Below are 18,790 nucleotides of genomic sequence, written 5' to 3' on the forward strand. Positions count from 1 at the left end.
CCTCTGTGGGATGGGGGAACAATTGCGCATTGCTCAAACCCCTGAATTCTGATTAACTTTTTCGCCCTGTCGGGGCGATTACCGGCAAAAAACAATCGGCCAGGCCGGTTTTACTGCGAGTATCGGGCAATGGCAAGCGAACAAACCTACACCATCACGGAACTCGCGCGCGAATTTGATGTGACGCCGCGGGCGATCCGTTTCTACGAGGACCAGGGGCTGCTGAAGCCCTCGCGTGCCGGCCGCTCGCGCGTCTATACCAAATCCGACCGGACGCGGCTCAAGCTTACGCTGCGTGGCAAGCGGCTCGGGCTGTCGCTGGCCGAGATCAAGGAGTTGATCGAAATGCACGGCGGTGTGCGCAATGCGGCGCCGCAACTGCTGCGTTTCCTGATCGTGCTGGCCGACCGCCGCGCGGCGCTGGAGCAGCAGCGCGAGGACATCGAGGCGGTGTTGGGCGAGATCGACATGCTGGAAAAGCAGTGCTCCGAACTGCTCGGTCACGATGCCGAGAATGCCGCGGACGAGCGGGCCGCAATCGTGCGACGGATGCGCGGCAGGACTTGATTTTTTTGGTGATTAGTTTACGTTGACGTAAACGTAACTAAAGTCGAAAGTAGCCGGCAGGAGGAGGTCTCATGGAACGTGAAGACACGATTTTCCAACCGCGCGATGCGGCCTGTGCCGGTCGCGTGCCGGGGCGTGTCAATATCCGTCGCTGCGGGATGCCTGATGCGCCGGGCGGCAGTGAGTCGCGGAAGGAGGAACTGCACCGCCGCCTGTGGCAGGATGCCGGATTGGGCGAACCCGCCCCCGGTGCCGGCGGTCGCGCGCCGGGCGGCCGGCTGCGGTCCGCGGCAACGACGAGATAACCAGCGAGTGCAGGGCGCGGCCCCGGCTCGCGACCTTGTTCCTGGGAGTGACGATGGCAGTGAAGCTTCGCGTTTTGAGTGCTGACGATACGGTCGAACTGGATCGGGTACGCCAGTTCTTTCGCAACTATGCGGCCTGGCTGGGCGTGGACCTGTGCTTCCAGGGCTTCGGCGACGAGATGGCTTCCCTGCCGGGCGCCTATTCCGCGCCGGAGGGACGACTGTTCTTCGCCGAACATGACGGCCAGCCGGCCGGTTGTGTCGGCCTGCGCCGTTTCTCCGAAGGCGTCTGCGAGATGAAGCGCTTGTACGTCGAGCCGACCTTCCGCGGCCTGGGCATCGGCCGCGAGCTGGTGCTCGCAGCGATCCGTACCGCGAAGGATCTCGGCTACCGCCGCATCATGCTCGACACGCTGCCGGCGATGCGCATCGCGGTGAAGCTCTACCGCGAGATGGGCTTCACCGAGGCGCCGGCGTATTACCCGACGCCGATCGAAGGCACGATCTTCCTGTCGCTCGACCTCGAAAACTGGTCCGAGGAAGAAGTCACGACCGAGAACCTGTTCCACCTGTTCGACTACAACCGCGCCTGGGCGCAGCAGATGCGCCAGGTCGATCCGGGTTTCTTCGAGAAACTTTCCCGGCTGCAGGCACCCGAATACCTGTGGATCGGCTGTTCCGACTCGCGCGTGCCGGCGAACCAGATCGTGGGTCTGCTGCCGGGCGAGGTTTTCGTGCACCGCAACGTCGCCAACGTCGTCGTGCATACCGACCTCAACTGTCTGTCGGTGATCCAGTTCGCCGTCGATGTACTGAAAGTCAAGCACATCATGGTGGTCGGACACTACGGCTGCGGTGGTGTGAAGGCGGCGCTGATGCGCGAGCGGGTCGGTCTGGTCGATCTATGGTTGCGCCATGTGCAGGATGTGCATGTGAAGCACCGCAAGCAGGTCAATGCGCTGCCGCCGGAACTTGCGCACGACCGCCTGTGCGAGCTCAACGCGCTCGAGCAGGTGGTCAACGTGTGCCAGACCGTCGTCGTGCAGGACGCGTGGATGCGCGGCCAGCCGCTGACGGTGCATGCGTGGATCTACGGACTCAAGGACGGGCTGGTGCGCGACCTCGGTCTCAACGTGCGTCGCCCCGAAGACCTGATGCCGCGTTATGTCGCGGCGCTGGAAGCACTGGCCTGAGAGCCGGATTGAATAATCGTTTTACAGGAGAGCATCATGAATGACCCCGTCGTTATCGTTTCCGCCGCACGCACCCCGATGGGCGGCTTCCAGGGCGATCTGTCCGGCCTGAGCGGCCCGCAGCTCGGCGCTGTCGCGATCAAGGCCGCCGTCGAGCGCGCCGGCATCAACCCCGAGCAGGTGCAGGAAGTGCTGATGGGCTGCGTGCTGCCGGCCGGTGTCGGCCAGGCCCCCGCCCGCCAGGCGGCGCTTGGCGCCGGCCTGCCGCTGTCGGCCGGTTGCACCACGGTCAGCAAGGTGTGCGGTTCCGGCATGAAGGCGACGATGCTCGCGCACGACCTGCTGATGGCCGGCACCAACGACGTGATGGTCGCGGGCGGCATGGAGTCGATGTCGAACGCGCCCTACCTGCTGCCGAAGGCCCGTGGCGGTTACCGCCTCGGCCACGGCCAGGTGCTCGATCACATGTTCCTCGACGGTCTCGAGGACAGCTACTCGAAGGAAAACAAGGGGCGCCTGATGGGCACCTTCGCCGAGGACTGCGCCGGCCACTTCGATTTCACGCGTGCCGCGCAGGACGAGTTCGCGATCGCCTCGACGACGCGCGCGCAGAACGCGATCAAGGACGGCTCGTTCGCGTGGGAAGTCGCGCCGGTGACCGTCGCCGGGCGCAAGGGCGATGTCGTCGTCGACAAGGACGAGCAGCCGCCGAAGGCGCAGATCGACAAGATCGCCGGCCTCAAGCCCGCGTTCAAGAAGGATGGCACGGTGACCGCCGCGAACTCCAGCTCGATCTCCGACGGCGCCGCGGCGTTGGTGCTGATGCGCCGTTCGACCGCCGACAAGCTGGGCCTGAAGCCGCTGGCGACGATCGTCGGCCACGCGACGCATGCGCAGGACCCGGCGTGGTTCACGACCGCTCCGGTGGGTGCGATGCAGAAGGTGCTGGCGAAGGCCGGCTGGAACGTTGGCGACGTCGACCTGTGGGAAATCAATGAAGCTTTCGCGGTCGTCACGATGGCGGCGATGAAGGAGCTGAAGCTGCCGCACGATAAGGTGAACGTGCATGGCGGCGCCTGCGCGCTGGGTCACCCGATCGGTGCGTCGGGCGCGCGCATCATCGTCACGCTGCTCGGTGCGTTGAAGCAGTATGGCAAGAAGCGTGGTGTCGCCAGCCTGTGCATCGGCGGCGGCGAAGCGACCGCGGTGGCGGTGGAGCTCATCTAAATGATCCTCACGCAAGAACAGGAAATGATCCGCGACTCCCTGCGTGCGTTTGCGCAGGAGCGTCTGGCGCCCTTCGCCGCCGAATGGGATCGCAACCACACCTTCCCGCGCGAGGCGCTACAGGAGCTGGCCGGCCTCGGCGCGCTGGGCATGGTGGTGCCGGAGCAGTGGGGCGGCGCAGGGATGGACTACATCAGTCTGGTGCTGGCGCTCGAAGAGATCGCTGCCGGCGACGGCGCGACCTCGACCATCGTCAGCGTGCAGAACTCGCTCGCCTGCGGCATCCCCAACCGCTACGGCAACGACGCGCAGAAGGAACAGTGGCTCAAGCCGCTGGCGCGCGGCGAGAAGCTCGGCTGCTTCTGCCTGACCGAGCCGCATGTCGGCTCGGACGCGTCGGCGATCCGCACGACCGCCGTCAAGGACGGTGGCGACTGGGTCATCAATGGCGTCAAGCAGTTCATCACCACCGGCCGCGAGGCCGATGTCGCGATCGTGTTCGCGGTGACCGACAAGACGGCCGGCAAGAAGGGCATCTCGTGCTTCCTGGTGCCGACGGGTTTTCCCAACTACGCGCCGGGCTACATCGTCGCCCGAGTCGAGGAGAAGATGGGCCAGAAGGCGTCCGACACTGCCCAGATACTGTTCGAAAACTGCCGCGTGCCGGCCGACGCCTTGCTCGGCACGGAAGGCGAGGGCTACAAGATCGCGCTGTCGAACCTCGAAGCCGGCCGTATCGGCATCGCCGCGCAGTGCCTCGGCATGGCGCGCGCGGCGCTCGAAGCAGCAGTCAAATACGCGCACGAGCGCGAGACTTTCGGCAAGCCGATCTTCGAGCACCAGGCGGTGAACTTCCGCCTCGCCGACATGGCGACGCAACTCGAAGCTGCGCGTCAGCTCGTCTGGCATGCCGCGAGCCTGAAGGATGCGGGGCGGCCGTGCCTGAAGGAGGCGTCGATGGCGAAGCTGTTCGCGTCCGAAATGGCCGAGAAGGTGTGCTCGGATGCGATCCAGATCCATGGTGGTTACGGCTACGTCAGCGACTTCCCGGTCGAGCGCATCTATCGTGACGTGCGCGTGTGCCAGATCTACGAGGGCGCGAGCGACATCCAGCGCCTGGTGATCGGGCGCGCGCTGGCGGCCTGATCCGCCGCGGCGTGGTTTTCCCAGGTCCTGCGGGAGTCGTCGCGGCGGGGTGTCTCCCTGCAATCCCCTCTCGATGCCCTGCGGTGTTCCGCAGGACCACTTTTATTCCGGCAAGGGGCCGCAAGAGCCTCGACGCCACCGATGCGGCCCTGCGGGTCGCGCGGCAACCGAACAAGAACCAGGCTGGAGACAAGAACATGTATGAAACCCTCGAAATCGCGCTCGAACAGGGCGTCGCGACGATCTGGATGAACCGCCCGGACGTGCATAACGCCTTCAACGCGCAGCTGATCGCCGACCTCACCGCGGCGTGTCGCCAGCTGGATGGCGACGACACGGTGCGCGTGGTCGTGCTCGCCGGGCGTGGCAAGAGTTTCTCGGCCGGTGCCGACCTCAACTGGATGAAGGCTGCGGGCGAGGCCAGCGTCGAGGAAAACCTCGGCGATGCGCGCAAGCTCGCCGGCATGCTGCACACCCTGTCGGCGATGAACAAGCCGACGATCGCACGCGTACAAGGTGCGGCCCTCGGCGGCGGCATGGGGCTCGCGTCGGCCTGCGATATCTGTGTCGCATCCGACAAGGCGGTGTTCGCGACCTCCGAGGTCAAGTTCGGCATCATCCCGTCGGCGATCAGCCCCTATGTGATCCGCGCGATCGGCGAGCGCCAGTCCTACCGTTACTTCCAGTCCGCCGAGCGCATTTCCGCCGCGCGCGCGGGCGAGATCGGCCTCGCGCACGAAGTCGTGACCGCCGACGAACTCGACGTCAAGGTTGCCGAGATTGTCGCCGCGCTGCTGCAGGGCGGTCCGAAGGCGCAGGCCGCCGCGAAGGACCTGATCCGCGCGGTCGCCAACCGGCCGGTGTCGGACGCGGTCGTCGAGGACACGGCCCGGCGTATCTCCAGTCTGCGCGCGACGCCGGAAGCCAAGGAAGGACTGGATGCCTTCCTGTCCAAGCGTCCGGCGGCGTGGGTGCCGGCCCAATAACGGCGAAGAGGGGAAGACGCGAATGAACATGCAATTGCCGCAAAGCGTCCGCATCGTCGACGTCGGCCCGCGCGACGGGCTGCAGAACGAGAAGCAGGTCGTGCCGACCGACACCAAGGTCGAACTGATCGCGCGTCTGGCCGACGCCGGCGTGACCACGATCGAGGCGACCTCCTTCGTTTCACCCAAATGGGTGCCGCAGATGGGCGACAACGCCGAAGTGATGGCGCGCATCGTCCGTCGCCCCGGCGTGGCCTACCCGGTGCTGACCCCCAATCTGAAGGGCTTCGAGGCGGCGCTCGCCGCCGGGGCGCAGGAGGTCGCGGTGTTCGGCGCCGCGTCGGAGTCGTTCAGCCAGAAGAACATCAACTGCTCGATCGCCGAGTCGCTGGAGCGTTTCCGTCCGGTCACCGAGGCCGCGCAGGCGGCGGGGGTGAAGGTGCGTGGCTATGTCTCGTGTGTCGCCGGCTGCCCTTACGAGGGCCCGATTGCACCGGAAAAGGTCGCCGAAGTCGCGGAAACCCTGATATCGATGGGGTGTTATGAAATCTCGCTCGGCGATACCATCGGCAGCGGCAATCCGGCGAACATCACGCGCATGCTGGAAGCGGTGATGAAGCGCGTGCCGGTCGAGCGCCTCGCGGGACATTACCACGACACTTACGGCATGGCCGCAGCGAACATCTACGCCTCGCTGCAGCTGGGCGTTGCGGTGTTCGACGCCTCGGTCGGCGGCTTGGGCGGTTGTCCCTATGCCGCGGGCGCGTCGGGCAATGCCGCGACCGAAGACGTCGTGTGGCTGCTGAACGGGTTGGGTATCGAGACCGGTATCGATCTCGACCGCCTGGTGGATACCGCGGTGTGGATCAGCGCGGCGCTGGGGCGCGAGCCGGCCTCGCGGGTGGCGCGGGCGGTGCTCGCCAAGCGTGCGAAGGCGGGCTGCGCGAGCTGAGCGCAGAACTCGGGCGGATTGCCGCGGACAAACTCATGACAATTCACGTGACTCCGACGACACCATGACCGTAGCCTCGCCCTGCATCAATATCTGCCGCATGAACGCCGACACCGGCCTGTGCGAGGGCTGTTTCCGCAGCCTGGACGAAATCGCCTCGTGGAGTCGCCACGGCGACGGCGAAAAGCGCCGCATTCTGGATGCGGTTGCGCAGCGCCGGGCGGCGCTCGGCGTGACATCCGACGCCGCGCCACTTGCACCGACGGAGCAGCCATGAACGAACCCTTGTGCGTCGGGGTGTGCATGATCGATTGGGATTCCGGCGTGTGTCTCGGCTGCGGGCGCACGCCGGAAGAGATCAACGGCGTGCCGGTCGCGCCGGTGGCGCCGTCGTTCCCTGAAGCACCGCCGCTGCCGGCGAACGTCGCCGAGCACGTCGGCGAAGGAACCCAATGAGCGACGCCGTCCTGCCCGACAGCATCCGCGTGCTCGAACGCGGCTGGCTGTCATCGAACAATGTCCTGCTGTTCGACGGCGCCGAAGCCGCCGTCATCGACAGCGGTTATGTGAGCCACGGCGATCAGACCGTCGCGCTGGTGCGCGAGCTGCTTGGCGGGCGGCGGCTGACGCGCTTGATCAACACCCATTCGCATTCCGACCATATCGGCGGCAACGCCACGTTGCAGCGTACCTTCGGCTGCTCGATCACGGTGCCGGCGGGCATGATCCCGACGGTGGCGGCGTGGGACGAGGATGCGCTGCTGTTGAGCACCGCCGCGCAGGCCGGCGAGCGCTTCCATGCCGACCACGGCCTGCATGCCGGCGGGAGCATCGAGATGGGCGAACTGGTGTGGCAGGCGATGGCCGCACCGGGCCATGATATGGATGCGCTGGTGTTCCACAACCCGGACCGCCGCATCCTGATTTCCGGCGATGCCTTGTGGCGCGACGGCTTCGGCATCCTGTTCGCCGAAGTGCTGGGCACCGGCGATGGCATCGGCGCGGCACGCCGCACGCTCGAAGCCATCGCCCGGTTGCCGGTCGACGTCGTCATTCCCGGACATGGTGCGCCCTTCGTCGAAGTCGACGATGCGCTGGCGCGCGCCTTCGGCCGCCTGCGTGCGTTCGAGGAGGATGGCTCGCGCATGGCACGCAATGCGATCCGCGCCTGCGTGACCTTCTCGCTGCTCGATGTGCGCAGCATCGCGCTCGACGGTCTCGCGGAACATTTGCACAGCGTGCCGCTCTACCGCGAGGCCAACGCACGCTTCCTCGGGCTGTCGCCGGAGGCGCTGGCCGACTGGCTGGTGGCCGACCTGATACGCGCCGGCGTCGCGCGTCGTTCGGGAAATCGCCTGCTCGCCGTGTGACCCGCCGCGTCAGCGCCGGCCGCGGCGCTGGTCGGGGACTAATACTTTGGCGATAATCCCCGCTCACGCGGAGTATCGGGTCATGCAGATCGTTCTGATTAGCGGGTTGTCGGGGTCGGGCAAGAGCGTCGCGCTCAAGGCGCTCGAAGACGCCGGCTATTACGCTGTCGACAACCTCCCGGCAAACCTGCTGGCGAAGCTGGTCGCCGAACTGCGCCGTGCGGGTTACGTGCGCATCGCGGTCGCTGTCGACGTGCGCTCCGGCGCGAATATCGCGGCGCTGCCGCAGAAGGTCGACGACCTGCGCAAGACCGTCGGCGACCTGCGGGTGATTTTTCTCGATGCACGCGACGATACGCTGATCGCACGCTTCTCCGAGACGCGCCGGCGGCATCCGCTGGCGACCGACGACGTATCGCTCGCCGAAGCCATCCAGAAGGAGCGCGACGCACTCGAATCGATTGCCGAAGTCGGTCATCACATCGACACCAGCGACCTGCAGGCCAACACGCTGCGCGCATGGATCAAGGACTTCATGGGCATCAGTGCCACCGAGGGCTTGACGCTGATGTTCCAGTCCTTCGGCTTCAAGTACGGCATCCCGCTCGACGCCGACCTCGTGTTCGATGTGCGCTGCCTGCCCAATCCGCACTACGATGCGCGGCTGCGACCCCATACCGGCAGGGACCAGCCGGTGATCGAATTTCTTGAAAGCCAGCCGGAGGTCGCGCGCATGTGCGAGGACATCCGCAGCTTCGTCGCCAACTGGCTGCCCAGCTATGCGCGCGACAACCGCAGCTACCTGACGGTGGCGATCGGTTGCACCGGCGGTCAGCATCGCTCGGTGTATATCGCCGAATGGCTGGGGCGGCAATTCGCCGATTCCGTGCGGGTGCTCGTGCGCCATCGCTCTGCCGCGCGCCGAGTGTTTGATCACGGCGCCGGCGCGGCCGGCAAGTGAAGGCGCGGCTGGCCGAATGGATCGCCCTGCTGCGGCCGGGCGATTATGTGATGCTGCTCGGTGCCGTCGTGGTGTGTGTCCTGTCGGCGCTTGCGCTGTGGCGCGGCGGCGCGCCCGACAAGGCGGTGGTGCGCGCCGGTGGCAAGGTATTTGCCGAAGTTCCATTGAGCCGGGCGCAAGTTGTCGAAGTCCCCGGCCCGCTCGGCGTGACCCGCATCGAAATCGAGCCCGGCCGCGCGCGCGTCGCGTCCGACCCCGGGCCGCGCCAGTATTGCGTGCGCCAGGGCTGGCTGAAGCGTTCCGGCGCGGTGGCCATCTGCGCGCCCAACCAGGTCAGCCTGAGTCTCAATGGCGGCTCCGCGGATTATGACTCCCTCAACTATTGAGATCGTGCCGACAGCCGACGACCGGCGCATCGCGCGGCTCGCCACCGCGGCGATCGTGCTGACGGTGGCAGAGGCCGCGATTCCGCTGCCTCTGCCGGGCGTCAAGCCGGGGCTCGCCAACATCGTCATCCTGATCGTGCTGATGCGCTGGGGCTGGCGCGATGCGGTGTGGGTGGCGCTGCTGCGCGTGTTTGCCGGCAGCCTGCTGCTCGGGCAACTGTTTGCGCCGGGCTTCTTCCTGAGCCTGTCCGGTTCGCTCGTCAGCCTCGCCACGCTTGGCCTGGCAATGCACCTGCCGCGGCGCTGGTTCGGGCCGGTGAGCCTGAGCATCCTCGCCGCCTTTGCCCACATCGGTGGCCAACTCATGCTGGCACGCCTGTGGCTGGTGCCGCACGATGGCGTCTTCTACCTCGTGCCGGTGTTCGCCGCCGCCGCCACGATTTTCGGGCTGATCAACGGACTCGTCGCTTCGAAGCTGCTCGCGCGCCTCACTCCCCGAAGCGCTTGATCACCCCATAAGCACTGCGGCGCTTGACTTTATAGTTCATCGGCATTAGATCTTCAGCTTCTTCATCGCATGGATATCGATATGAGCGACCGTCCCGTCAGCCGTTTTCCTGTCCCCGAACTCAAGGATCTGCCCGTCGATATCCGCGAGAAGATCCTCGCCGTGCAGGAGAAGGCGGGCTTTGTGCCCAACGTGTTTCTGACCCTGGCTCATCGGCCGGACGAATTCCGTGCCTTCTTCGCGTACCACGACGCGCTGATGGAAAAGAACGAGGGCCTCAGCAAGGCCGAGCGCGAGATGATCGTCGTCGCGACTTCCGGCGCCAACCAGTGCCTGTACTGCGTCGTCGCGCATGGCGCGATCCTGCGCATCCGGGCGAAGAATCCGCGCGTTGCCGACCAGGTCGCGACCAACTACCGCAAGGCCGAGATCAGCCCGCGGCAGCGCGCGATGCTGGACTTCGCGATGAAGGTGGCGCTCGACTCTGCCGAGGTCGGCGAAGCCGATTTCGCCGCGCTGCGCGAGCAGGGCTTCAGCGACGATGACATCTGGGACATCGGCGCGATCGCCGCCTTCTTCGCGCTGAGCAACCGTCTCGCCAACCTGACGAGCATGCGGCCGAACGACGAGTTCTACCTGATGGGGCGGATCCCCAAGGTCTGAGAGGGGCGACGGCCGAGGCGCCATCGCCCGGGCGTGGCCTCAGCGCGGCTCCGGCGCCACCAGGATGCGCCCCGCGCGACGCCGTCCGACCAAACCGCCCGGCGTGCCCTGGCCGCCGTGCGCGTGGCAGATCGCGCACGCCAGCGCGTCGGCGGCGTCCGCGCCGGGGCTGCCGTCCAGCGTCAGCAGGCGTTGCACCATGTGCTGGACCTGCTCCTTGCTGGCCTTGCCGTATCCCACCACCGCCTGCTTGACCTGCAGCGCGGTGTACTCATGTACCGGCAGATCGCACGACACCGCACCGCAAATCACCGCGCCGCGCGCCTGCCCGAGCAGCAAGGTGGACTGCGGATTGACGTTCACGAACACCTTCTCCACCGCCACCTGATCGGGTGAGTAGGTGGCGACCACCTCGCGCACGCCGTCGAGCAAGGTCTTGAGCCGGCCCGGCAGCTCGCCGTCGCGTGTCTTGATGCAGCCGCTCGCGACATAGCGCAATTGGCTGCCGAGTTTGTCGATGACCCCGAAGCCGGTGATGCGCAGGCCTGGATCCAGGCCGAGAATGCGGGTGGCGACAATGCGCGAGGCGGTGGCATCTTTCATCCGCGCATTTTACGGGGCATCGGCGACATCCGCGCAGGACACCGTGTGCGTGGCGTCCAGTAGAGACGCTGTCGCCAAACGGCGACATGACAATCGGTTTGACCGCAATCAGGGCTGCGACGATACTTCGCCCTTCCATCCATTCGTTCTATTGAAGCGGCAATCAAACACCCCGTTCGCCCTGAGCTTGTCGAAGGGCAATCGCAGGGTTTCGACAGGCTCAGCCCGAACGGTATTTCGTTGCCGGGTTAATAGCCAAGACAGATATCCGAGGAGTTCCCCAATGTTCCGACGTACCCTGCTGGGCACGGCCGTCGCGGCGCTTTTCAGCGTCAGCGCGTCGGCCGCGGATTTCAGCAACACCTATTTCTTCGGCGACAGCCTGAGCGACGCAGGCACTTTTTCCTTCTCCGGCTTCCTGCCGCCGGGCACGGGCCGCTTCACGACCAATCCTGGCCCCGTGTGGGCGGAAAACCTTGCCGCCGCACTGGGCACCCGCGCCACGCCGGCCGTTGCCGGTGGCACCAACTATGCCCAGGGCGGTGCGCGCCTGGCGCTCCAGCCCGGCGTGCCGGACACCAATCCGTTGACGGCCAATGCGCTACCGGTGCAGACGCAGATTTCTGCCTACCTTGCGCTGAGCGGCCGGGCCGACCCGGGCGCCCTGTATTCGGTGTGGACCGGGGCCAATGATCTTTTCGTCGCGATCGACCCGCTCAGGGCCGAGTCGGCCGATCCGGTCGGCTACATGATTGCGACGGCAGGACAGGCCGTCACCGGCATTGCCGGCCTGCAGAACGCCGGGGCGCGCTACATCCTCGTGCCGACCGTGCCGGATGTCGGCGCCACGCCGTTCGGCGCGTCGATCGGCCCGGCCAACGCCGCCGGCGTGACCGCTCTCGTCGGCGCCTACAACCAGGCCCTGTTCGGCGGACTCGCCGCCGCGGGCGTCGAGATCATCCCGCTCGACACCTTTTCATTGCTGCACGAAGTGGCTGCCGATCCCACTCTGTACGGCTTCGTGAACGTCACGGTCCCCGCCTGCGGCGCGACCGGATCGCTGCTGTGCACGGCGGCCGACTTCGTCGCACCCGGCGCGGATCAGACCTTCCTGTTCGCCGACGGCGTGCATCCGACGACGGCCGGACATCGCTTGATCGCGGACTACGCGATGAGCGTGCTGCGCGCGCCGGGTGCCGTGTCGCTGCTCGCCGAATCGCCGCTATACACGCGCGAAGCCCTGCTCACGACCGTGCAGGACCAGGTCGCGCTGGGTGCGTGGGCGCGTGGGCAGACCGGACGCAACGTCTGGGCGAGCCTGGGGGGTGGACGCCTGAAATACTCGTCTAGCGAGGCCGTGCCTGGGGCCAGCGGCAATCCCTACGATCTCGCCGTGGGCGTCGATTCGTGGCTGACGCCGTCGCTGAGCGTCGGTGCAGCGGTCGGTCTGGGCACGCTCGAAGCCGACTTCTCCGCGAACGCAGGGGACTACGAGCAGACCGAACAGACTGTCGCGCTGTATGCCGGCTATCGCAGCGGCCCGCTGCACGCGACCGCGGTCGGCGCTTTCGGCAGCATCGATTACGACACCCGGCGCGACGTCACCCTCGGCGCCGCGCGCCGCACGATGAAGGGCTCGACGTCGGGTACGAACCTGTCGCTGGGCGTGCAGGCGGGCTACGACTTCGGCACCGGCGCGCTGCGTCACGGTCCGCTCGTCGGGCTGCATCTGCAGCAGGTCGAAGTCGACGGCTTTACCGAGCGCAACCCCAGTTCGACGACGATGTCCTTCCGCAGCCAGGATCGCGAGTCCCTGTTGGGCAGCATCGGCTACCAGGCCCGTTACGACCTGGGCCGCTATCTGCCGTACGCGCGCGTGATGCTCAATCACGACTTCGAGAAGAACGACCGCGACGTGCGTGCCAGTCTCGCATCCCTGCCTGCCAACAGTTTCGAACTGCCGGCCTTCGCACCCGAGCGTACGTACGGCACCGCCGTATTCGGCGTGGGGGCGAAGCTCTCTCCGGCACTGAGCGGAAACCTCGCTCTCACGACGCGCTTCAATCAGGACGACGTGCGTTCGTATGCCTTGCAGGCCGGCATCAGCCTTGGGTTCTGAGGAGAACGTGCATTCCGGTCTCAATTGCCCGTAATCGAGAACCACGCGCCGCCCGGATTGGTCACAAACACGATCGGCGCGAGGCAGGGGGCCGGAAGTTGCACGGTCGCGACGATGTATGCGTCACCGCTGGTGCTCGCCGGGAAGTTGTCGGTAGAGACATTGACGGTCGATGGCGCACCCAGCGAGTCCCTGCTCTGGCAGCTGACGATGGCGCGGAAATTGGGTACCGGGTTGGTCAGCCGGCGGTCGGGCGGGACGAGCGGGTCGTCGGCGAGTACCAGACCGCGCACGCGGATCTCGAGGCGGCCGTCGGCCCGCAATACCCCTTGCGCACGTTCCAGCACCCAGGGCAATCCGCCGCCCGGCACGTTGCGAATCGGGTTGGTCGCTCCCGTGTAGGGTGCCGCGACACCCGCCATTGTGTCGAAGTCGAGCACCTTGTCGTCCGGGGTGCCGGCGAATGCCGGCGCTGCCAGCAGGCCTGCCGAAGCGAGTGCGCAAACGCGCAAGAGTCCGAAGCGGTTCATTTTTTTCTCCTGATATCGCGGCCATCCCGGTCGTCGACGGGAGGGGCCTGACTGGGGGCGCGCCTTTGCGAGTTGACGCCCGCAGGTGGTGCAGCTTGAGTCACCGACCGTTTCTTGTCAGTGGCGGAGAGCGATCCCGAACGTGGTGAGCTGCAGGCGGCTCGGAAGCGTTCGCGCTGTGACGACAAAACGTCAACGCGCCGGCCGACCGCTTTATTCCCCGCCGCGGGGAATTGTCCGTGTCGCACCTGCTAAATTCACGATTTGCTTGTGGGCAACGATCTAGCGATTCACCATGTGGCGGCGCCGCTTCAGGCGCGGTTGAGTCGTTTCCACAGGGTGGTGCGCGACATGCCGAGGCGGCGCGCGGCTTCGGCCTTGTTGCCATCGCATTCGTCGAGGATGCGCCGGATCAGTGCGTGCTCCTCGTCCGCGGTCGCGCGCGCCGTGTAGTACCGCGTCAGCGGCCGCACGCTGCCGGGCGACATCTCCGGCGGCGGCGCCAGTTCCGCGAGCAGGTGGCGCGGCAGGATCGTCGGGCCGTCGGAATTCACGACCGCATATTCGAGCGCGTTGAAGAGCTGGCGCACGTTGCCTGGCCACGCACAGGATTCCATCGCCGCGAGGGCCTCCGGCGACAGGCGCAGGTCCGGCCGCCGGTACCGTTCGGCCAGTTCGCCGAGCAATTTGCTCGCGAGCAGCGGGATGTCCTCACGGCGCTCGCGCAAGGCCGGCACATGCAGGGGCAGCACGCGCAGGCGGTAATAGAGGTCCTCGCGGAACTCGCCGCGGCCGACCATCGCCGCGAGGTCGCGGTGTGTCGCGGCGACGACCCGCACATCCACCTTGCGCGGGTGGTTCTCGCCGACGCGCACGATCTCGCGCTCCTGCAGCACGCGCAACAGGCGGGTCTGCGTCGCCGGCGAGATCTCGCCGATCTCGTCGAGCAGCAGCGTGCCGCCGTTGGCCGCCTCGAAGCGGCCGAGCCGCGCGGCGGTCGCGCCGGAGAATGATCCTTTCGCGTGCCCGAACAATTCGGACTCCTGCAGATTCTCCGGCAGCGAGGCGCAATGCACCGCGACATAGGGCCCTTTCGCACGCGTCGAATTGTCGTGCAGCGCGCGCGCAACGAGCTCCTTGCCGACGCCGCTCTCGCCGGTGATCAATACGTTGGCTTCGCTCGCCGCCACGCGCAGCACCTTCTCGTAGAAATCCTGCATCGCGCGGCTGCGGCCGGTGAGGCCGCCAAGCTGCCAGCGGTCGCGCACCTCGGCCTCGAGCTCGAGCTCGCGCGAACGGTCGCGCAGGATGATCGCGCAGTACAGGCCGGAATCGTTCGGCGGCAGCAGCATCGCCCACATGCGCAGCGGAATGTCCCGGCCATCGGCCGCTCGCAGGACGATGTCCTGGATCTTGCCGTCCTCGCCATGATCCGGAGTCAGCGAGCATTGTCCGCGTGCCTCGCATTCGCGTGCGCACTGCGTGCCGAAAAACAGTGTCGGGCACAGTTGATTGACGACTCGCACATCATCCCTGCCAATCATCCGCGCCGCCGCACTGTTGATTTCCAGCACGTGACGGTCGGCATCGAGAAACAGCACGCCTTCTTCGAGACTGTCGAGGAAGACCCGCAAGGTTGCCAGGCTCGGCATGAATATCTCCTTTCCGTTCAGACTGAACGTTTCCAATGAACGTTCAGTTGTCGGACGAAACGCATTTCAACAGCTAATTCGAGCGCGGAAAATGATGGATATCAATCTGTTACGCAATGTGGCACGACGCTGGCTATAGCAATGGCGGGGGACGGCTTGTCCCGACAACGATCGCAGGGACAGGAGGCCTCATCGTGCAAACAATCGCTTGGCAAATATCGCTCGTCCTGATGACGCTCGTGGCGTTCGGATTCGCGTTCGTCGCCATCAACTCCGGGCGGCGCGAGGAAGACTACTCGCCGCTGCAAAAAAAGGCGTACCGCCTGCGCACGCGGCTGTTCTGGGGGCTGGTGCTGGTGTTCGGGCCGGCCATGCTCTACACGCTGCTGGAGTTGCCGTACGACGCCGTGCGAAGCCGCGGCGGCGCGGGTGCGGCGCAGGTCGTTCACGCCACCGGCTACCAGTGGCGCTGGGAACTCAGCCAGGACCATGTCGCCGTCAATGAGCCGGTGGAGTTCCACGTCACCAGTGCCGACGTCAACCACGGCTTCGGCATCTACGACGCGGATCTGCATCTGGTGGCGCAGACCCAGGCCATGCCCGGCTACACGAACACGCTGCGCCATACCTTCACCAAGGCAGGGACGTACAAGGTGCTGTGCATGGAGTACTGCGGCATCGCGCACCACAACATGTTGACCGAAATCCGGGTCGGCGCTCAGTAAGGCAGGAGACGAACGTGGCGACCTACACCTACGAACATATTCCCGATCAGGGGGCAAAGGCCGGCGTGCTGGCCTACCTCGTGACCTCGGCGGCAGTCCTGCTGCTGATGATGGTCTTCGGCCTGCTGATGCGGCTCGAGCAGGCACAATGGATTTCGATCGGCGCGAACCGCTTCTACGAGCTGATGACGCTCCACGGCGCCGGCATGGTCGGCATCGCGGCGATCGCCGGCGCTTCGGTGATGTGGCACTTTCTGCGTCAGTACGTCGCGCTGTCGTCGCGCATCTTCGTCGCGAATCTGGTGCTGTTTCTGGCCGGCGTCGTGATGATCCTCGGCAGCGTGCTGCTTGGGCACTTCCACGGCGCGTGGACCTTCCTCTACCCGCTGCCCGGCAACTCGATGGGGATGTGGAGCCCGGGGGCGGCGGCGCTCTTCATGGGCGGGCTGCTCGTCATCGGCGTCGGCTTCCTGCTGCTGCATCTGGACGTCGCCCGCGCGATCATCGCCCGCTACGGCAACTTCTCCCGCGCGCTCGGCTGGCCGCAGCTCTTCGGCCACGACGACGGCAAGGCTCCGCCGCCGACGGTGGTGGCGAGTGCAATGGTTACCGTGGTCAATGTCATCGGCCTCGTCGTCGGCGCGAGCATCCTGACGATGATGCTGGTGAACCTCTACGTGCCCGGCTTCGACATCGATCCGCTGCTCGCGAAAGGGATGATCTACTTCTTCGGCCACATCTTCATCAACGCGACGATCTACATGGCGGTGATCGCGGTGTACGAGATCCTGCCGCGCTACACGCAGCGGCCGTGGAAATCGAACAAGGTGTTCCTCGCGTCCTGGACCGCCTCGACGCTGATGGTGATGTTCATCTTCCCGCACCACCTGCTGATGGACTTCGCGTTTCCCAAATGGATGCTGATCATGGGACATGTGATCGGTTACCTGAACACGGTGCCGATCCTCGTCGTCACCGGCTACGGCGCACTGATGATCGTCTACCGTTCCGGCATCCGCTGGGACATGGCGTCGAAGCTGCTGTTCCTGTCGCTGTTCGGCTGGGCGGCGGGGGCGATGCCGGCGTTCATCGACGGCACGATCACCGTCAATTACGTGATGCACAACACCCTGTGGGTGCCCGGACACTTCCATACCTACCTGCTGCTCGGCATGGTAACGATGCTGTTCGGTTTCATGTACTACCTCGGCAAGCCCGACCACGAGGCCGACGACCACTTGATCGACCGCATCGCATTCTGGCTGTTCACATCGTCGACGCTGGGCTTCACGCTGAGCTTCCTGTATTCGGGCAAGGAAAGCGTCGCACGCCGCTACGCCGCCCACCTGCCGGAATGGGTGCCGTACGACCGCATCGCGTCCGTGTTCGCGGTGCTCGTGATCGCCTCGTCGCTGGTGTTCATGCTGCGCTTCTTCGCCCGCATCGGGCTTGCGCGCCACGACTACCAGCGCGCGCCGGTCGCCCGCAGCGCGATCGCATGAGCCCCGACGCATGAACCGCCTCGCGCGCAGCGTCGCCATGACGGCGCTGGTGACCGTGCTGGGCACCGGCGTCCTCTGGTGGGGCACCGACGGGTTCAGCGCGTTCACGGCGGAAACCGCGCGTCGCGCCGACATCCTGCGCGCACCGCGTCCGCTGCCCGCAGCCGTCCTCGAAGATCAGGACGGGCGCGCGTTCAGCCTCGACGACTACCGCGGCCGGCTACTCGCGGTCGAGTTCATCTACACGCGCTGCATGACCGTCTGTCGCAGCCTCGGGATGGCGTTCAGGCAGATTCGCGATCGTGTGCCAGCCGACGCACTTGGGCGCGACATCGCCTTGCTCAGCATCAGCTTCGATCCCGCGCGCGACGATCCCGCAAGCCTTCAGGCATACGGGCGCAGCCATGGCGCGGACGGCAGGCACTGGCGGCTCGCGCGGGTCCGCGACACGATGCAATTGAACGCGCTGCTCGCTGCCTTCGGCATCGTCGTGATTCCCGACGGAGTCGGCGGATTCGAACATAACGCCGCGATCCATCTCGTCGGCCGCGAAGGCAGGCTCGTCGAGATCAGTGATCTCGATGCGCCGCTGCCGTTTGCCGAAAAGCTCGCACTCATGCGATGACCGCCGCCATGTGCCCCCGTGCTCGTGCCCGCGTCAGCCTCGGCGCTGTCGGCACGCTGTATCTGCTGCTCGCGACGCCGCCGGCCCGGGCGTGGCTCGAAGCGACGATGAGCGGCCACATGCTGGCGCAGATTCCGCTTCTCGGCGTGGTCGGCTTCCTCGCCTGTCGCCTGTTGCCGCGCCGGCGACAGGACGCGCTGCTCATCGCGCTTGGCGGCGCGATTCCATGCGTCGTGCTGGCGATCTTCGCCTCGAGCTGGTGGATGCTGCCGCGTGCGCTCGACCACGCGCTCGCGAGCCCGCTCGTCGAAGCCGCGAAGTTCGTCAGCTTGCCGGCACTTGTCGGCTTGCCGCTAGCGCTCGCCTGGAGGCGGCTCGGCACGATCGGGCGCGGTTTCGTGTGGACCAACTTTATCAGCATGCTCGCGGTGCTGGGGTGGCTCTACATCGCTGCGCCGGTCCGCGTGTGCAATAGCTACCTCGTGGATCAGCAGGCGAGCGCCGGCTGGCTGATGGTGAAGCTCGCCGTGCTCCTCTTCGCCGCGTGGCTCGGCAGTCTCTTCGTCGGCGGTCAATCCGGCACCGGCGGATCCGTGCCGGACGGTGTCGCGCCTGAAACGGCGAGGACTTGAAAGCCATGAGCCATCCATGGTTAATGCGTTAAACTTTCGTCATGGCTCCGACGCGTGTCGACGCGACGCCGGAACGTCGTGAAGGAAATCATCCACGATGTCTCGGGACGTCCGGATGGCCGTATGCCGGGGCTTGAC

At 66.2% G+C, this 18,790-nt stretch carries 22 protein-coding genes; 19 read left to right on the forward strand and 3 right to left on the reverse strand.

Features of this window, described 5'->3' with window-relative positions; genetic code table 11:
- Positions 1-129 precede the first annotated feature (129 nt).
- The 14 genes from GPA25_RS13755 (at position 130) to GPA25_RS13820 (ending at position 10,264) form a co-directional block, all read left to right on the forward strand.
- Complete coding sequence (locus GPA25_RS13755; protein ID WP_169260980.1) at positions 130-567, forward strand: MerR family transcriptional regulator; 438 nt, start codon at positions 130-132, stop codon at positions 565-567.
- A gap of 71 nt (positions 568-638) precedes the next feature.
- Complete coding sequence (locus tag GPA25_RS13760) at positions 639-872, forward strand: hypothetical protein (protein WP_169260981.1); 234 nt, start codon at positions 639-641, stop codon at positions 870-872.
- A gap of 53 nt (positions 873-925) precedes the next feature.
- A complete protein-coding gene (gene can, locus GPA25_RS13765) occupies positions 926-2,065 on the forward strand; it encodes a carbonate dehydratase (RefSeq protein ID WP_169260982.1) in 1,140 nt (379 codons plus the stop codon).
- A gap of 36 nt (positions 2,066-2,101) precedes the next feature.
- On the forward strand, positions 2,102-3,292 hold the full coding sequence (locus GPA25_RS13770) for an acetyl-CoA C-acetyltransferase (protein ID WP_169260983.1): 1,191 nt from the start codon (positions 2,102-2,104) through the stop codon (positions 3,290-3,292).
- Positions 3,293-4,438: an acyl-CoA dehydrogenase gene (locus GPA25_RS13775; RefSeq protein WP_169260984.1), complete on the forward strand. Its 1,146-nt coding sequence runs from the start codon at positions 3,293-3,295 to the stop codon at positions 4,436-4,438.
- Between the two features lie 197 nt (positions 4,439-4,635).
- Entirely contained in the window at positions 4,636-5,424 is a 789-nt protein-coding gene (locus GPA25_RS13780) for an enoyl-CoA hydratase/isomerase family protein (RefSeq protein WP_169260985.1), read from the forward strand.
- A gap of 28 nt (positions 5,425-5,452) precedes the next feature.
- Positions 5,453-6,376, forward strand: a complete 924-nt coding sequence (locus GPA25_RS13785) for a hydroxymethylglutaryl-CoA lyase (RefSeq protein ID WP_169261044.1) — start codon at positions 5,453-5,455, stop codon at positions 6,374-6,376.
- 64 nt (positions 6,377-6,440) lie between these two features.
- Positions 6,441-6,653, forward strand: a complete 213-nt coding sequence (locus GPA25_RS13790; protein ID WP_169260986.1) for a DUF1289 domain-containing protein — start codon at positions 6,441-6,443, stop codon at positions 6,651-6,653.
- The gene (locus GPA25_RS13795) at positions 6,650-6,832 is read left to right on the forward strand and encodes a DUF1289 domain-containing protein (RefSeq protein WP_169260987.1); all 183 of its coding nucleotides are present in this window, start codon (positions 6,650-6,652) and stop codon (positions 6,830-6,832) included. Before GPA25_RS13790 ends, GPA25_RS13795 begins: the two co-directional genes overlap by 4 nt.
- Positions 6,829-7,746, forward strand: coding sequence for an MBL fold metallo-hydrolase (locus GPA25_RS13800; protein WP_169260988.1), 918 nt, complete (start codon positions 6,829-6,831; stop codon positions 7,744-7,746). The genes GPA25_RS13795 and GPA25_RS13800 overlap by 4 nt, the downstream gene beginning before the upstream one ends.
- 82 nt (positions 7,747-7,828) lie before the next feature.
- Positions 7,829-8,707, forward strand: a complete 879-nt coding sequence (gene rapZ, locus GPA25_RS13805; RefSeq protein ID WP_169260989.1) for an RNase adapter RapZ — start codon at positions 7,829-7,831, stop codon at positions 8,705-8,707.
- Positions 8,704-9,093 (forward strand): NusG domain II-containing protein, encoded by a 390-nt coding sequence (locus GPA25_RS13810; protein WP_169260990.1) that lies wholly within the window; start codon positions 8,704-8,706, stop codon positions 9,091-9,093. Before rapZ ends, GPA25_RS13810 begins: the two co-directional genes overlap by 4 nt.
- Positions 9,074-9,601: a Gx transporter family protein gene (locus tag GPA25_RS13815; protein ID WP_211163114.1), complete on the forward strand. Its 528-nt coding sequence runs from the start codon at positions 9,074-9,076 to the stop codon at positions 9,599-9,601. Before GPA25_RS13810 ends, GPA25_RS13815 begins: the two co-directional genes overlap by 20 nt.
- A gap of 81 nt (positions 9,602-9,682) precedes the next feature.
- Positions 9,683-10,264, forward strand: a complete 582-nt coding sequence (locus GPA25_RS13820; RefSeq protein WP_169260991.1) for a peroxidase-related enzyme — start codon at positions 9,683-9,685, stop codon at positions 10,262-10,264.
- Positions 10,265-10,303: 39 nt separating this feature from the next.
- Here GPA25_RS13820 and ruvC read toward each other — a convergent pair whose 3' ends face one another.
- On the reverse strand, positions 10,304-10,867 hold the full coding sequence (ruvC, locus tag GPA25_RS13825; protein ID WP_169260992.1) for a crossover junction endodeoxyribonuclease RuvC: 564 nt from the start codon (positions 10,865-10,867) through the stop codon (positions 10,304-10,306).
- Positions 10,868-11,150: 283 nt separating this feature from the next.
- Here ruvC and GPA25_RS13830 point away from each other — a divergent pair, with 283 nt between their 5' ends.
- On the forward strand, positions 11,151-12,986 hold the full coding sequence (locus GPA25_RS13830) for an autotransporter domain-containing protein (protein WP_169260993.1): 1,836 nt from the start codon (positions 11,151-11,153) through the stop codon (positions 12,984-12,986).
- A 20-nt stretch (positions 12,987-13,006) separates the two neighbouring features.
- On the opposite strand, the gene GPA25_RS13835 is transcribed toward GPA25_RS13830, so the two are convergent.
- Together GPA25_RS13835 and GPA25_RS13840 are read right to left on the reverse strand one after the other, a co-directional pair.
- On the reverse strand, positions 13,007-13,516 hold the full coding sequence (locus tag GPA25_RS13835; protein ID WP_169260994.1) for a hypothetical protein: 510 nt from the start codon (positions 13,514-13,516) through the stop codon (positions 13,007-13,009).
- A 311-nt stretch (positions 13,517-13,827) separates the two neighbouring features.
- Positions 13,828-15,168, reverse strand: coding sequence for a sigma-54 interaction domain-containing protein (locus GPA25_RS13840; protein WP_169260995.1), 1,341 nt, complete (start codon positions 15,166-15,168; stop codon positions 13,828-13,830).
- Between the two features lie 194 nt (positions 15,169-15,362).
- On the opposite strand from GPA25_RS13840, the gene GPA25_RS13845 reads away from it, so the two are divergent.
- The 4 genes from GPA25_RS13845 to GPA25_RS13860 are packed head-to-tail and all read left to right on the forward strand — an operon-like array spanning position 15,363 to position 18,652.
- A complete protein-coding gene (locus GPA25_RS13845) occupies positions 15,363-15,893 on the forward strand; it encodes a cupredoxin domain-containing protein (RefSeq protein WP_343034930.1) in 531 nt (176 codons plus the stop codon).
- Positions 15,894-15,907: 14 nt separating this feature from the next.
- Positions 15,908-17,395, forward strand: a complete 1,488-nt coding sequence (locus GPA25_RS13850; protein WP_169260996.1) for a cbb3-type cytochrome c oxidase subunit I — start codon at positions 15,908-15,910, stop codon at positions 17,393-17,395.
- A gap of 10 nt (positions 17,396-17,405) precedes the next feature.
- Positions 17,406-18,020, forward strand: a complete 615-nt coding sequence (locus GPA25_RS13855) for an SCO family protein (RefSeq protein ID WP_169260997.1) — start codon at positions 17,406-17,408, stop codon at positions 18,018-18,020.
- Between the two features lie 8 nt (positions 18,021-18,028).
- Positions 18,029-18,652 carry a hypothetical protein gene (locus GPA25_RS13860; protein WP_246265680.1) on the forward strand — a complete coding sequence of 208 codons (624 nt, stop codon included), beginning with the start codon at positions 18,029-18,031 and terminating at the stop codon, positions 18,650-18,652.
- The last annotated feature ends 138 nt before the right edge of the window (positions 18,653-18,790 follow it).

The sequence above is a fragment of the Aromatoleum diolicum genome, from assembly GCF_012910955.1.
Lineage (GTDB): Bacteria > Pseudomonadota > Gammaproteobacteria > Burkholderiales > Rhodocyclaceae > Aromatoleum > Aromatoleum diolicum.